This is a genomic window from Pseudomonas sp. MWU16-30316 (assembly GCF_020515645.1).
Classification (GTDB): domain Bacteria; phylum Pseudomonadota; class Gammaproteobacteria; order Pseudomonadales; family Pseudomonadaceae; genus Aquipseudomonas; species Aquipseudomonas cerasi.
In genome coordinates this window covers 512,345-526,134 of record NZ_JAIZAZ010000003.1, presented here as the reverse complement: position 1 = coordinate 526,134, position 13,790 = coordinate 512,345, and the positions used below count along the sequence as shown (strand labels likewise).

The 13,790-nt window shown below is 59.4% G+C and carries 12 protein-coding genes; 3 read left to right on the top strand and 9 right to left on the bottom strand.

The genetic code is table 11. From position 1 onward, the window contains the following. Positions 1 to 13: 13 nt before the first annotated feature. Entirely contained in the window at positions 14 to 250 is a 237-nt protein-coding gene (locus LCH65_RS13470; protein WP_226439542.1) for a hypothetical protein, read from the top strand. 536 nt (positions 251 to 786) lie between these two features. After that, positions 787 to 1,164, top strand: a complete 378-nt coding sequence (locus LCH65_RS13465; protein WP_003434210.1) for a response regulator — start codon at positions 787 to 789, stop codon at positions 1,162 to 1,164. Positions 1,165 to 1,223: 59 nt separating this feature from the next. On the opposite strand, the gene LCH65_RS13460 is transcribed toward LCH65_RS13465, so the two are convergent. From LCH65_RS13460 to LCH65_RS13450, 3 genes are all read right to left on the bottom strand, one after another. Then, positions 1,224 to 4,544, bottom strand: coding sequence for a type III effector HrpK domain-containing protein (locus tag LCH65_RS13460; protein WP_226439541.1), 3,321 nt, complete (start codon positions 4,542 to 4,544; stop codon positions 1,224 to 1,226). Positions 4,545 to 4,792: 248 nt separating this feature from the next. Further along, positions 4,793 to 5,527, bottom strand: a complete 735-nt coding sequence (locus LCH65_RS13455; protein ID WP_058416156.1) for a DUF72 domain-containing protein — start codon at positions 5,525 to 5,527, stop codon at positions 4,793 to 4,795. Continuing rightward, positions 5,524 to 5,955, bottom strand: a complete 432-nt coding sequence (locus tag LCH65_RS13450; protein WP_003369221.1) for a hypothetical protein — start codon at positions 5,953 to 5,955, stop codon at positions 5,524 to 5,526. Before LCH65_RS13450 ends, LCH65_RS13455 begins: the two co-directional genes overlap by 4 nt. Before the next feature lie 419 nt (positions 5,956 to 6,374). On the opposite strand from LCH65_RS13450, the gene LCH65_RS13445 reads away from it, so the two are divergent. Then, the gene (locus LCH65_RS13445; RefSeq protein ID WP_226439540.1) at positions 6,375 to 9,194 is read left to right on the top strand and encodes a winged helix-turn-helix domain-containing protein; all 2,820 of its coding nucleotides are present in this window, start codon (positions 6,375 to 6,377) and stop codon (positions 9,192 to 9,194) included. Positions 9,195 to 9,336: 142 nt separating this feature from the next. Here the strand turns inward: LCH65_RS13445 and LCH65_RS13440 are convergent, their stop codons facing one another. The 6 genes from LCH65_RS13440 to LCH65_RS13415 are packed head-to-tail and all read right to left on the bottom strand — an operon-like array spanning position 9,337 to position 13,696. Further along, a complete protein-coding gene (locus LCH65_RS13440) occupies positions 9,337 to 10,383 on the bottom strand; it encodes an EscU/YscU/HrcU family type III secretion system export apparatus switch protein (RefSeq protein ID WP_003434215.1) in 1,047 nt (348 codons plus the stop codon). Further along, complete coding sequence (sctT, locus tag LCH65_RS13435; protein WP_003369214.1) at positions 10,383 to 11,198, bottom strand: type III secretion system export apparatus subunit SctT; 816 nt, start codon at positions 11,196 to 11,198, stop codon at positions 10,383 to 10,385. Before sctT ends, LCH65_RS13440 begins: the two co-directional genes overlap by 1 nt. A 6-nt stretch (positions 11,199 to 11,204) precedes the next feature. Then, positions 11,205 to 11,474 (bottom strand): flagellar biosynthetic protein FliQ, encoded by a 270-nt coding sequence (locus LCH65_RS13430; RefSeq protein ID WP_003369212.1) that lies wholly within the window; start codon positions 11,472 to 11,474, stop codon positions 11,205 to 11,207. Between the two features lie 4 nt (positions 11,475 to 11,478). Beyond that, a complete protein-coding gene (sctR, locus tag LCH65_RS13425; protein ID WP_003369210.1) occupies positions 11,479 to 12,135 on the bottom strand; it encodes a type III secretion system export apparatus subunit SctR in 657 nt (218 codons plus the stop codon). Continuing rightward, positions 12,132 to 13,190, bottom strand: a complete 1,059-nt coding sequence (gene sctQ, locus LCH65_RS13420; protein ID WP_060707695.1) for a type III secretion system cytoplasmic ring protein SctQ — start codon at positions 13,188 to 13,190, stop codon at positions 12,132 to 12,134. The genes sctR and sctQ overlap by 4 nt, the downstream gene beginning before the upstream one ends. Continuing rightward, a complete protein-coding gene (locus LCH65_RS13415) occupies positions 13,187 to 13,696 on the bottom strand; it encodes a hypothetical protein (protein WP_226439539.1) in 510 nt (169 codons plus the stop codon). Before LCH65_RS13415 ends, sctQ begins: the two co-directional genes overlap by 4 nt. Between the last annotated feature and the right edge of the window lie 94 nt (positions 13,697 to 13,790).

Below are 13,790 nucleotides of genomic sequence, written 5' to 3'. Positions count from 1 at the left end.
CCGAGGAGCTGCAATGAGCACGCTTACCGACAAGCCTTCCAGCCACACGCCTGAACAGTCCGCGCCGACGACAGACCAGTCCGGCAAGCCGGTCGATGTGGTGCACAAGGACATTGCACACGAGAACCCCGCCACCGAAGGCGTGGACAAGGTCATTACCCCGACTTCCATCAAGGAAAAAGAGCAGGATGCCGAAACGCTTCGTGCTAAAAACCGTGAGCTTGAGCGCAAGCTGAATGGCCAGGGCTGATTGCCCAAGCGGGCCTATAGCAACCCAGTATTTGCCGATAACTCGCTAAAAAACGGCAGGCAGGGCCTTAAAGGCCCACACCTGCCAACTTGCAGGCATTTCCCCGCCATCGTCAGTTAAAGCTACGCGTCCAACGGGCACCTGTTATGGTGACCCACTTCCTTCCATCTCTGGCTTGTATCAGCAGAGCGCGTCATCCAGGTCTCCACGCCGCACTTTCGCGGCAACCCCGCATTTTCTTGCGCTGTCCATCCGGGCCGCTGGCCGCCCAAATTCCCGCTGCGGCCGACAGAAAACATCTGAATCGCGTTCAGCCTCGAACGACTGCACTTCGTATCAAGCAGCGGCTGGCTGTTCCCGGTTGAAAAACCCTATGGAAGGAAACAGGCGGTTGCAACCACCGTAAAAGTTGGCCTGCGCTTGATACGCCGCAACATCGAGCGAGAACTCAAAGGCCAGGCCGACATTCAGCTCGCCCTCACAGGGATCATCTGGTCAATGCTGATTCCCTGGCCAGACAAACCGGAAAGCCACTTATGAGCTCAGAATCGGAAGACCAGACCTCGCTCCCCAAAGTACTGTTGGTAGAAGACGAGACCATGCTCGCCACGTTGATGGAGATGATGCTCGATGACCTGGGTTTCGCGACCGCCTACCACGCCAGCACGCTGAACGAAGGCATTGAATATGCGCGTAACGGCGAGTACGACCTGGCCATCCTGGATATCAACATTATCGGCGGAGACTCGTTCCCGATAGCCGCAGCCATTGCCGATCGCGGCATACCCTTCATGTTTTGCTCGGGGTACGGGCGGCTGGGGATACCTGACGCGTGGCTCGACCGGCGATGCGTCGCCAAACCGTTCAGTGCCGAGCAACTGAGCCAGGCTTTGAGTGAGCTGCTTGAGACCTGACTCGCTACGTCGATCGGCGTCAGAAAGCAGGCCGGGGCGCTCCGGCCTGACCACTCCGATTATGAAGCGATGGTGGTTTCTTCCGGCCCCGGCCACTCGCTGTCCGGCACGTCCATGAGGGTGCCGTTCTTGACTCCATCGATCTCGTACTGGGTCAGGTAGTCCCTGAGGTGATCGGAAAACCGGTCGACACGGGTCTTCTGTTTGCCCTCCTCGATCATGCCGGGAATCAGCAGCGCCACAGCGCCCACCCCGGCGGCGGCCAGTCCCAGAGTGCCGGCCAGCAACGGCAAGGCGCGCACCACACTGCCCGTCAACTGCAGGACGCCTGCTGCGCCCTCTGCCGCTGATGCCAGACCGGCCATCGCGCCCAGGGACCCGGCCGTGATGCTCATACCGCCGGCGACCAGCTCGCCTCTCCTGATCGATTTCACACCGTCAAAGATGCCATAGGCCCCTGCGGCCACTCCGGCCAGGCCACCCAGCCCTTTGGCAGCGTTTTCCAGTTTCGACAGGTTGGTGGTTATTTCCTTGTAGATGTCCGGCTCGAGCATATCCTTGATGTCCTTGAACATCGTGGTGACATTCTTGACGCCGCCCTCGGTCAGCAAGGTAGCGCTTTGCACCGAACCTGTGGTGATGTCGACGATCTGCCGATCAGTCAGCGCCCCCGCGCCATTTGCCCCCTTGGCGATGGTGATGCCGGCCATGAACAGACCGCTGACACCATGCAGGACTCCGGCACCGGAAGCAGCCTTGATCGAAGAGTTGTCACTGAACAGGCCCAGTTCGGAAATGGACTTGGTGCCCTGACGCAACAGATCCCAATTCCCTCGGAATACGCCCAGAATCTGGTCGGACGTGGCCGGCTTGCCGTCGGCATTGGTCAGCAACTCGGGGTTGCTTTCACTGATCTGGTCGATCAGCGACCTGACTTTCGCTTCGTCCAGTGTATCGCCGCCATCCTTGCCAAAAGCCTTCTTCAGATCCTCGAAACTGGCGTCCTTGAAGACGTTGTTCTGGGCAATGGCGGTGTAGTTTTCAGTCAGCTTGTCGTCGTATTTCCCTGTGAACTCCGGGTTCAGCGCAGCGTTATACATCGCCACTTCCATGCTGAACTGGCTGGTTGCCACTTCGAAGCTTTCAGTCTTCAACAACTCGTTGAGTCGCTCGCCCGAGACCAGCGTTTTCTCGTAGAACGATTCGAAATCCTTATTGTGCGCCGACTTTTGCACGGCCTTTTGAATTTCACCCGGATCACTCAAACCCAGAGACTCCTGAACGCTTTGAGCCGAGCTGTAGAACCGGGCCAGAGCCGTCTGCTGATCGGTCTTGCCGTCCTTGGTGTTGGCGTCCCACAGCTTGTCGAGGGCTTTGCCGGTCTTGATGTCATTGTCGTAAGTGCCTTGCAAGGCGCTTTTCAGCGCGTCGCTGCCCTCCAGCACTTTGCTCAATTCGCTGGTCGCGTTGTCGTTGTAGAACGTGACCACCTCGGGGTCCTTTTCGAGCAACGAGATATGCTCGTTGACGTCATCGAGCAGCTTTTGCGGGTCGGGATGACTGCCTACGTTGTTGGCAATCTGCACCTGAGACTTGTCGTCCTTCCACATGCCCGCACCGCTGCCCTCGACAATCAGGCTCTGGGCCGCCTTGAGTTCCTGCAGGACTGCGGCCTTCTGCTCTGCGGTGTAGTTCTGCGGATGCTCGAACACATCCTTGTCGAGCGCGTCGGTGTTGACCTTGTTGAGCAGATTGCCCTCTGCAACGGCTTCCAGCAGCGTGCCCACGGCACCGACGTCTTTTGGCGCGCTATTCTTGAGGAAAGCCTGAATGTCACCGCGGCTGGCCTTGCCATCGGTGCCTTGCTCGAGCGGGCTTTTAGCATTATCGAGCAGCGCAAAGGCGCCGGGTTGCGACCAGAAGTCCAGCGCCTCCCTGACTTCCTTGCCGAGCTGCGGATGCGTGTCCCGGTAGGTCGCCAGCGCCTCGGCGGTCAGGTCCGCAGAACCGGTCTTGCCCTTGATCGCGTCATGGTTCTCGTCGAGGATTGCCGCGTAGCGGGCGATTTGCTTCGAGGCCTCATCAGCATCGGGACTGGCTTTCAGAAAGTCCTTGTAACTGCTGATGTCTTCGGTCTTTTTCAGCGCCGGCAGTGCATCGAAGCCCAGTTTGCCGAAGTCCTGCAAGCGTCCAGCCTCGGTGCCATGTTTCGCTTCGGCGCCTTTGGTGAAGCCGTCGACTCGACTGTTGAACACATCGCCCCCAGACTGAATCTCACCCTTCTCGTTGTACATCGTCACCCGGTCGAGCACTTGGACAGCGCGAAAGGCAGCATTGGCGTCCTTTTCGAAATCTCCGACGCGTTCCTTGAGCATGTCCTTGACGCCGCTCTGATTGCCGAGATCCCTGAGCAACGGATTGGCGTCGATGATCTCTTGTGCCGAGCGCGTGTCGTCCTTGGGCAGCTCCCACAGAAAGCCCAGTTTTTTGGCCTGTTCGCGGGCCTGGGTGTTGTCGCCAGCCGCCGAAATATTGCTCAATTGACCCGAGAGGCTGGAGAAACCGTGCTTGCCAAAATCCTGCAGACGACCGGCTTCGGTGCCGTTACGGGCTTCGCCGCTTTTGGTGAAACCATTGATCCTGCCGTTGGCCACGTCACTGCCGACAATTCGTCCTCCACTGCTATCGAACTGTTCGATATGGGCCAGCACCTGAGTGGCTCGATAGGCTGCATCTGCGTCGGTATCGAAGTCGCCGACCTGCTCTTTGAGCATGTCCCTGACGTCACTCTGATTGCCCAGGTTTTTGAGCAAAGGGTCACCGTCGACGATACTTCTGGCATCCCTTTCATCGCCCTTCGGCCGCTCCCACTGAATCCCGAGCTGCTCGGCCTTTTCGCGAACCGCAGGGTCATCGGCTGGCGATCTGATTTCGTGCAGTTTGCCCTTGAGGCTCGAGAAACCGTCCTTGCCGAAATCCTTCAGACGGCCGGCCTCCGTGCCGTGCCGGGCATCGCTGCTGCTGGTGTAGCCGTCGATACGATTGTTACCGATGTCCTTGCCGGCCAGACGGTCACCGTTGGCGTCGAAGGTTTCAATGTGTTCGAGCAATTGCACGGCTCGAAACGCGGCACTTGAGTCCTTGGTGTAGTCACCGACCTGAGCAATCAGGTTTTCCCTGGCTTCCCCCCGGTCACCTCGCCCGCCGAGGTTTTTCAGCAGCGGGCTATCGTCGATGATCTGCTGAGCGGAGCGTTTGTCATCGGCAGGCAGTTGCCACTCGATACCCACCTCACGTGATTGCTGTACCGCCTGTTCCCAGGCTTTGGCATCGGTAGGATCGGTGGGTTTTTCAGTGCTGATCTTGCTAACAGTCGTCATTGTTATTTCCTTCCATTGGCCACCCGACATTCCATGGCGTTACAACGCCGCTCGTGCAGGCAGCGCGCGCCGCTACGGATTGGTCTGGTGAGAGACGGGCCTTTGCAGGCAGAGGCACGGAGCCTGGATAACTGTCAGGCGTCCGCTATCAATTACGATTAGAAAGACTTTGCATTAAGAAGGGATGACATCGCTGCGCAACTTGCCGTACACCAGACGACCGGATACGGCGCAGGAAAGAGGCGAACTTATCGTGCGCGGCTCAGCGTCTGAAGTAACAGGGCATCTTCGATTGCCGCACCGCTGGCCGTGTTATCGAATATGCACCATGTTTCGACGCCCTCTTCCACCGACGCCAGCGCCTGCCGGCCCAGAAACTCCAGCCGTTGAGGGCCGTAGGCACTGTGGTAAATCTTCGGTGAGCCGTGCAGCCGCCAGTAGCGGGCGCCTGGCCATCCGCCAGGAACATGGCCCGCGCTGATCGGCGAAGGATCGGCTGCGACTCGTGCAATACGCTGATCGACCAGAAGTGCCTCGGCCTGGCACCAGGATTCATGACGCGGCTCAAGAACAAGTGTGCCGCTGTAACGACTGCGCAGCGCTTTAAAAAAGCGTTCTGCGACATCCGGAATATAGTCAAGAGAAGGCGGTAGTTGAATAAGCAGGCAACCCAGTTTTTCACCCAGCTCACTGCACTGGGAAAGAAACACATCCAGTAACACTTCAGTATCCTGCAACCGTTGATCATGAGTAATCAGTTTGGGGATCTTTACCGAAAAGCGAAAATCGTCAGGCACCGACTGTGCCCAGCGCCTGTAAGTCTGCGGACGGTGTGTCCTGTAGAACGAACTATTGATTTCAACGGTGTTGAAGCGTGACGAATAACGTTGCAAATGAGTTCCGGCAGCGGAAAATTCAGCACAGTGCTCGCGCCCCAGACTCCAGCCCGCACAGCCTGTACGCAATGATAACGGGGTGTTCAATACAGCACCTTGCCGGCTTCACGCATGAATATCTCCACAGTCTTGGGGCCAATGCCGTTGAAGGCTGCCAGACGTTTCTCGAAGTCTGCGCGGTCTTCGCTCGCCTCGTGGAGATTGCCGATCGTGCCCGCGTAGTCAGCGTTGAGCCCGGCACACAGCGCCAGCAGTCTATCGGCCGTGGACTCGTCATAGCGCACGTAATGCGCTTCGCCGAGCATGCTGACCACCTCGCGATGGGTGCATTGGCCCAGTTTGCGTGGCGTGTCGCGGTCATGCTTTTCGATGATGACCCGGTACGCCTCACAGGCGATGGCCGACTGAATTCGCTTGCCCATCAGAAAACTTGCAATGAGCCACTTGAACAAGGCTTTTTCCCGGTCCTTGTCAAAGTCGATATGCAACTCTGCAGCATTGACGGTTCGATTCATGAGGTTCTCTGCAAGTGGACATACCGGTCGCATTAGTTCTGCAACCGTCATCTAAACGACCGTTCGGGCAAATGGCGTGTTGACAAAAAATCGTTACAAGTCGACCAACGGTAAACGGAGTGGCGGCTAACTGATGTCAATTAACGTGGGCGCGATTTGTGCATCGATCTCATAACAGTCATCTCATGTCACTAGACTTTCCGCTTTCCGGGCAGTCAACGCGTTAAATCAGGCATGCGGTCAGGCATCGGTGCACACCCGGTAACACGGAGTGTCCGCTCAGTTACAACTGATCTGCCGCAGGTCAACGGAGGCTGGCAGATAAACGGAACACTCATCACCACACGGACACAGATCGGGACCTTCATGCTCCTGCACGGTGCGGCGGCGCAGTTATTACTTCTGACACAGGTCTAAGCATGGATTTCGAAGCAAGCGGCCAGAATGAAATGGCCATTCAGGAAACAGGTGAGGCGTCGCGCAGCAACGAGGCCATTCACTTTGGCCCGTTCACCCTGCTTCCACGCGAATATTTGCTGCTCAAGGATTCACAGCCGGTGCCACTGGGCAGCCGCGCAATGGCATTGCTGGTCGCTTTTGCCACTCGGCCAGGCGAACTGCTGGAGAAAGCCGAACTGCTGGCACTGGCATGGCCCAGAGCGGTGGTCGAAGAATGCAACCTGCGTGCGCAAATCGTTGCCCTGCGCAGGGCACTGGATGCCGACGAGAATTACATTGTCACTGTGCCGGGCCGTGGCTACCGATTCGTCGCGCCGGTCAGTGTGCAGCAGGCGGTCCGCCACGAACCTGCGCCAGCGGACACACTCGCCAGCGTAAGCGTGCCGGCAATCAACCGTCAGGTGCTTGGGCGTGACGAACTGATAGAGCAACTGTCGGAACTGACACTCTCCCGGCGTCTGTTGACCCTGAGCGGTCCGGGCGGCGTCGGCAAAACGACCGTTGCGCAGGCACTGGCTGACAGTCTGGCCGCGCAATCGGGCCTCAGCACCGCGTTCGTCGACCTGACGCCGGTCAACGGCACGCAACCAATATTGGGCAGAATCGCCTCCGCACTGGGGCTTAGCGCCGAAAACGAACAACCGCTGCACGACATACCGCCATCGCTGGTCGGTCGTCCGCAAATGCTGGTGCTCGATAACTGCGAGCATGTGCTCGACGAAACCGCCGCTGCCGTCGAAGCGTTGCTGGCCAATGCACCGCTATGCTGCATCGTGGTGACCAGTCGCGAACCGCTGCGTGCGCAGGGCGAATGGGTGCATGAACTCGGCCCGCTGCAAGTGCCTGATGAGCACGAAGTGCTCACTGCCGCGCAGGCCATGGGCTATTCCGGGGTGGCGCTCTTCGTGACCCGTGCCAGAGAGCAGGACCCCGAGTTTGCCTTCAATGACGGTGACGCCGGAACGGTCGCCGCCATCTGCCGCAAACTCGACGGTAATCCACTGGCCATCGAACTGGCTGCTGCACGCGCCAGGACCTTCGGTATTCATGACCTGGTCGGCCTGCTGGACGGCAGTTTTCGACTGCAGATGACCGGCCTTCGCACCGCCTTGCCACGCCAGCGCTCGCTGAGTGCCACGCTGGACTGGACCTACGGAATGCTCACCGGGCACGAGCAGGCGTTGCTGCGCCAGCTGTCGATATTCAACGGTTCATTCACCATTGACGGGGTCATGGCGATCGTCAACATCGGTTTGCCGGACGTGCGGATGACATTGCCGATGCTCGAAAGCCTGCTGGAAAAATCGCTGCTCGGCACCTTCGATCACAGCCAGGGCAAGCGCTTCAGGCTGCTGGAAACGACACGTCTCTACGCCCACGAAAAACTGGTGCAGTTCGATGATGTACCACGCCTGTGCCGCGCTCACGCTCAATGGGCACTGACCCTTCTGGAACAAGGCAAACAGGATCTCGAACAAATGCCCCAGGAGCTCTGGACCCAGCGTTACGGTATAGAGATCGACACCATTCGAGCGGCCCTCACCTGGGCGTTCTCGGCCGAGGGCGACCGCCAGCTGGGGGTCGAACTCACGCTGTGCAGTTCGCCATTGTGGCTGCGGCTGTCGCTGGTGCGCGAATATCAGGACTGGGTAAACCACGGCCTGCCCCGGCAGGTGGAAGAGGCACACATGGATCGTCGGCAGCGCATGCGTCTGCTGACCATGTCCGGCAGCATTCTGATGCTGACCTACGGTGCGGGACAGAAAATGCGCGAAGTCTGGCAGCAGGTCAGTGAAGATGCCGAAGCGCTGGACGACTCCGAATACCGCCTGCGGGCGCTGTGGGGCAAGTGGAACGACCACACCTGCAGCAACAAGCATCTGCAGGGTACGCAGGTCGCCTCGCAATTTCTGGCACTGGGCAAGGATTACCGCATTGCTGACTGCCAGTTGCTGGGCAGACGCATGCGCGCCACCAGCGCGTTCTATATGGGCGATATGAAGACGGCGCGTCAGGCCATCGAAGAAGCACTTGGCGCCCCGCGCTCGCCGTCCTCGCACATTATCGACATGCACTTCGACCAGCGTATTGCAGCGCAGTCGCTGCGGGCCCAGGTTCAGTTGCTGATCGGCAATACCGGCCAGGCGATGGTCGCCCTGGAAACCAATGTGCAACAGGCTATTGCACTGAGTCATCCTGCAACCTTGTGGTACACCCTGGCGATCAGTGCGATCCCGGCGACGCTGATTGCCGGTACGCTGCACAAGACGCGGCATTTCCTCAAGCTGCTCAAACAGAGCAGCGAACGTCAGCCCCTGCATGTCTGGCGCCAGCTGACCAGTTGCTATGAAAGCATTCTGGCGATTCGCGAAGGCGATGCCGCAACGGGTGTGCCGCTATTGGGAGAAGCCCTGCAGCAGTTGCGCAACCATGTGGAAACGCCGCTGCATGCGATGCTGCACACCGAGTACGCATCAGGTCTGGCGGCACTCAGACTCGAACCTCTGGCACTGGAAATTCTCGATGAGCTTCATATCGGCGCGGTAGAAAATCATGACCGCTGGTATTTGCCGGAGATCATGCGGGTCAAGGCCCAACTGATGCTCGACCAGCCGCATGACTACTCGCTTGAGGATGTACGCATGATGCTTGCTCAGGCACTGGACACGGCACGTGAGGACGGTACGCATTTCTGGGCATGGCGCATCAACACCGACCTCAACCGTCTGAAGGTGGTGCGCGGCACACCGGCAACCCGCTACAGTCCGATGGTGCACTGAATACACGAGGCTTGCCCCGGTGGTCAGCGTTGGCCTGTAGTTTCAAGCCGGGCACAGAATGTCCAGAACATGTTCACCGAGGCGTGAGGAGCGACAGCGCTGTCACCGTGCAGCGCGCCAGACACGTGCGAGGTGGCTGACATCAGATCAGCCGCTGGGCCACCAATGCATCGGCTACCGCCTGGAAGGTGTTTTCCGGCACCGGGTCGCCCGCCACGCTTCGCTTTGCAATCGACTCGGCAAGACTTGCGTCGGGCCACAGAGCAATGCCCAGTGGCGCGGCGTCGGCCAGCAATGCGGCGGACTCGTGCTGTGCGGCGCGACAGACCACTATCGGCACTGGCGTTTCGCCGCGAACATAACGCACGCCCACCACCCAGCCGCCAGCATCGCCAATCATCAATGAAGCCCGCGCCAACCCGAGCTTGGTCGCCAGGGCCTGCATTTCGCGCCGTTGGCGCTGACGTTCGCGTTTGATCATCGGGTCGCCGTCGACGTCCTTGCGTTCGCGTTTCTGCTCGCTGTGGCTCATTTTCATTTCTCGACCAAACAGCCAGCGCTGCATCAGCACATCCACTGCACCAACCAGCAGAAACGCCGCCAGCACGGTGAACACCAGCGGTTTGAGGACCAGATAAAACGTCGATTCAATGCAGCCCTCACCACAGCGCGACGACTCCATCAGCGCTTGCAGGGCCTGACGACCGACCACATAGAACGCCAGCCCCAGCAGTACCACCTTGACCAGCCCCTTGAGAAACTCAATCAGGTTGCGCATCGCAAAAATGCGTTTGAATCCCTCGGCAGGGTTGATGCGTTTGATGTCCGGCTGAATGGGCTCCACCGAAAACACCACCCCACGCATCGTCACGATGTTGGTCAGAATCACCGCCGCGACCGTTACCGCCACCACTGGCAAGGTAATGCCGATGACGATCTGCTCGGCATGATCGAGCAGCCGCGGCCAGACATCGTTGAAGGGCTCGATGTAAATCAATGCCGCGAGATCAATCAAGGCCTCGACCTGCGCACGCGCCTTGGGCAGCAGCACCGAAATACACAACGTACACAACAGAATGACCATGCCGGAGACCAGGTCCTGGCTTTTTGCGACCTGACCCTTCTTGCGCGCATCGCGCAGCTTCTTGTCCGTGGCCGGCTGGCTTTTCTCCTCGCTGGATTCGCCCATCAGCCGCCCTCGACCGCGAGCGCCTTGAGCACCTCGATGGTGCCTCGGAACTGTGCCAGTTGATCGATCATCACCGGGATCAGAAAGCCGATGTAGACCACCATCAACACCGAGAAAAACAGATTCTTGACCGGTAATGACAGGTCAAAAATATGCAGACTGGGGGCCATGCGTGACAGGTAGGCCAGCATCAGATCCGTGATCAGCATGGCGATCAGCAGCGGCGCGACCATCAACACACCGATGCGCATCACCTGATCGAGAATCGCCAGAATCGACGTCAACGCCGCGCTGCTGAACAGCGGTGTAAATTCGGTCACCGGCCAGAGTTGATAGCTGTGGTAATAGCCGTCCACCATCAGAATGAAGCCGCCGGACATGAAAAACAGCGTGATCAGCATAACGGTGAGCAAGGTCGCCATCACGCTCGCCTCCCCCTGTCCAAGCGGGTCGACCAGTTGTTCCATGGTCGACCCACGCTGCAGGTCGATCAGCTCGCCTGCCACTTCGGCGGCCCAGAACGGGATGCCGAACAACAGCCCGATCAGCAACCCGATCAGCAACTCCTTGATCATCAACCCAGCCAGAAAGAATCCGCTGTGCTCGGGCATGGAGGTGAACGCGGAGAAAACGGGAAGGATCATCGGCACCGAGATGGCGACCGCCACGCAACCCCGAATCATGCCGGTCAGGCCCAAACGGTTGAATGCCGGCGTGATGATCACCACACCCATGGCCCGCGACGCAGCCAGTGATGTCGAACTGATCACCGGGTAGGCAACTTCGATGAACGCGTTGGTCAGATCAGCGCCCATGGCTGTTCAACGCGTCCACAGCGGAAAATTGTCCAGCACCTGATTACCCAGCTCGGCCACCTGCCCCGCCAGCAACGGCCCGACGAATACGATGACCAGCAGCACGCCTACCAGTTTGACCACTTGCGGCAAGGTCTGGTCCTGAATCTGGGTCAGCGCCTGCAGCAGTCCCACGCCCAACCCCACCACAATCGCCACGATCAGCGCAGGTGCGGACAGCAGCAGCACAGTCATCAGCGCCTGATTCATCAGCGACAGAAATACGTCCTGACCCATGACTTCAGCCCCCGTAGCTTAAAATCAGCCCGTGCATCAGGCGTGACCAGCCACTGAGGGCCACGAACAGGAATATCTTCAGCGGAATTGAAATCAACGTGGGCGAAACCATCGACATACCCATGGCCATCAAGACGTTGGACACCAGCAGATCAACGACCAGAAACGGGATGTACAGTAAAAAGCCGATCTCGAAGGCCCGAGTCAGTTCGGAGCTGACGAATGCCGGGATCAGCACCACCAGATCATCATCGCGCAGGTCGGCACGTGCCTCGGGTGACCAGATGGTTTCGGTCGCCTGCACGAAAAACCCGCGCTCGCTTTCGTTGGCGAACTTCGACAGATGTGCCTGCAAGGGCGGCCGCAAGGCGCTGCCCAATTCCTCGAGCTGCTGAACGTTCTGCAGACTGAGATCGCGGCCCTGCACCTGCCGATACATGTCGCCGATCAGCGGCGTGGTGACGTAGACCGACAGGATCAGCGCGATGCCGTAAAGCACCAGGTTCGGTGGTGTCTGCTGTACGCCCAGTGCGTTGCGGATCAGGAACAGCACCACGGATATTTTCATGAAACCGGTCAGGGTCACCACGGCCAGGGGAATCAGTCCGATGGTGGCAACGACCAGAATGATCTCGATCAAATTCGGCTGGTAACCGTTCATGAGCCGCTGAAGCCAAGCAGGCGCACGCCCAGACCGTCGCCGATTGTCACCAGTTCACCACGACCGATACGGCGACCGTTGACCATCAGGTCCACTTCGTCATGCGCCTGGCTGGTAAAGGGCAGAACGCTGCCAGGGGCCATTTCGCGCAGCTGCGCAAGGGTCAGCTCCATGCTGCCCAACTGGCAGATCAGGGTCAGCGGCAAATCGTCCAGCGAGGCATCCAGATCGGCATCGTTGCTCATTTCACTCATCGGGTCATTCCTGTCAAAGGGATACGGAGAAAATGCAGGGCTGCCGGGACGTAACGCGCCTTGCCAGACCAGCGTGTCGCCCTGGCGTCTGACGACGGTCTGGCAGTGACGCCCCAGCCGCAGCAGCACCTGCGCATCGGCCAGGGTGTCGAGCATCACTACATCGCCCGGTAACAGGCTGCGCAGTTCGGCGTGAGTCAATGGCGCCTGCCCGGCTTCGATGCTCAACGCCAGACGCAAGCCTTGCAGCGGGTCACGCGTGACCGCGCAGTGCTGCTCAAGCAGCGCGCTCACCCGCTGGGCGCTGGCGGCGTCGAAATGGATTTTCAACGCCTGAGCCGGCTGATCGCCGGCGCGCACCTCGACGGCGACCTGCAGGCCCTTATGCGGTTGGTCGGCCGTGCATGGCACTACGCGCAGAGGTTCGCCCAACAGACCTTCCAGCGGCTCGATCAAGCTCAACCAGGCCTGTTCCAGCAGCAATGCGTCAGCGTCGGTTTCGATTGCTGCACCGGGCTGCCAGCCCAACCCCGAGAGTTCAAGCAGCCGCAGCGGGATATTCAGTTCGATCCGATGCCCGCCGAGCGCGATGGCCACACGCACCGGCTGCCGGCACTCGCCACTCGCGCTGGCCCAAAGCACCTGCACCGCTTGCCCGCCCAGCAGCACCGGCCAAGGCTTCAGGGCGCGGTGCAGCCGGTTGTGCAGGTCCAGTGCCTCACTGTCGAACTGCACCAATCGCGCCTTGAGCACCTCGCGGCACGACGGATCGGCAGCAATCGGGCCGGCATACATCGTCATGGCTCGGTTCCTGATATCTGGGCAGATGTCACAGCAGTTGCAGCGGCACTGCCAGGCGCTGCTGGCTGATCGGCTTCGTCACGCTGTTCGGCCAGACGTGCATCACTTCGCACGCGCTGCTCCACCAGGCTTTGCCAGGCTTTGGTTTTCTGTTGCTGCTCCCTGTGAACGTGCCTGAGGCGCTCGCGGGCCTGCTCTTCGGTCTCAAGCGTCAGGGCCACGGCATCAGCATCGGCCTGCAACGCCACACGTTCATCATCCAGTTGCTGCAAGCGCTCCTGGGTCGCTCGCCAGGCGCTGACCGAAAGCCCCTCACTGAACCGGCCATATGCCTGCTCGGCTTCCCGAACGAGCTTTTCCCGGTGCAGACGCAAGGCTTCACGGGCCTGATCGAGCTCGCTGTTGACCTCACGGCAGCGTTCACGTTGTGCAGCAAGACGCGCTGTGGCGCGCTGCTCACGCAGCACGCGCAGGGCCTGCAAGCTGTGCAAGTCAGCCGTTTTCATAAATCTTTCCCATGGCAAATGCCGTTCGGCATCGAAAGAGAACATGCATGCGATCAGTCATCACAGCGAGATGTGCAAGGGGTGAGCAACCAAC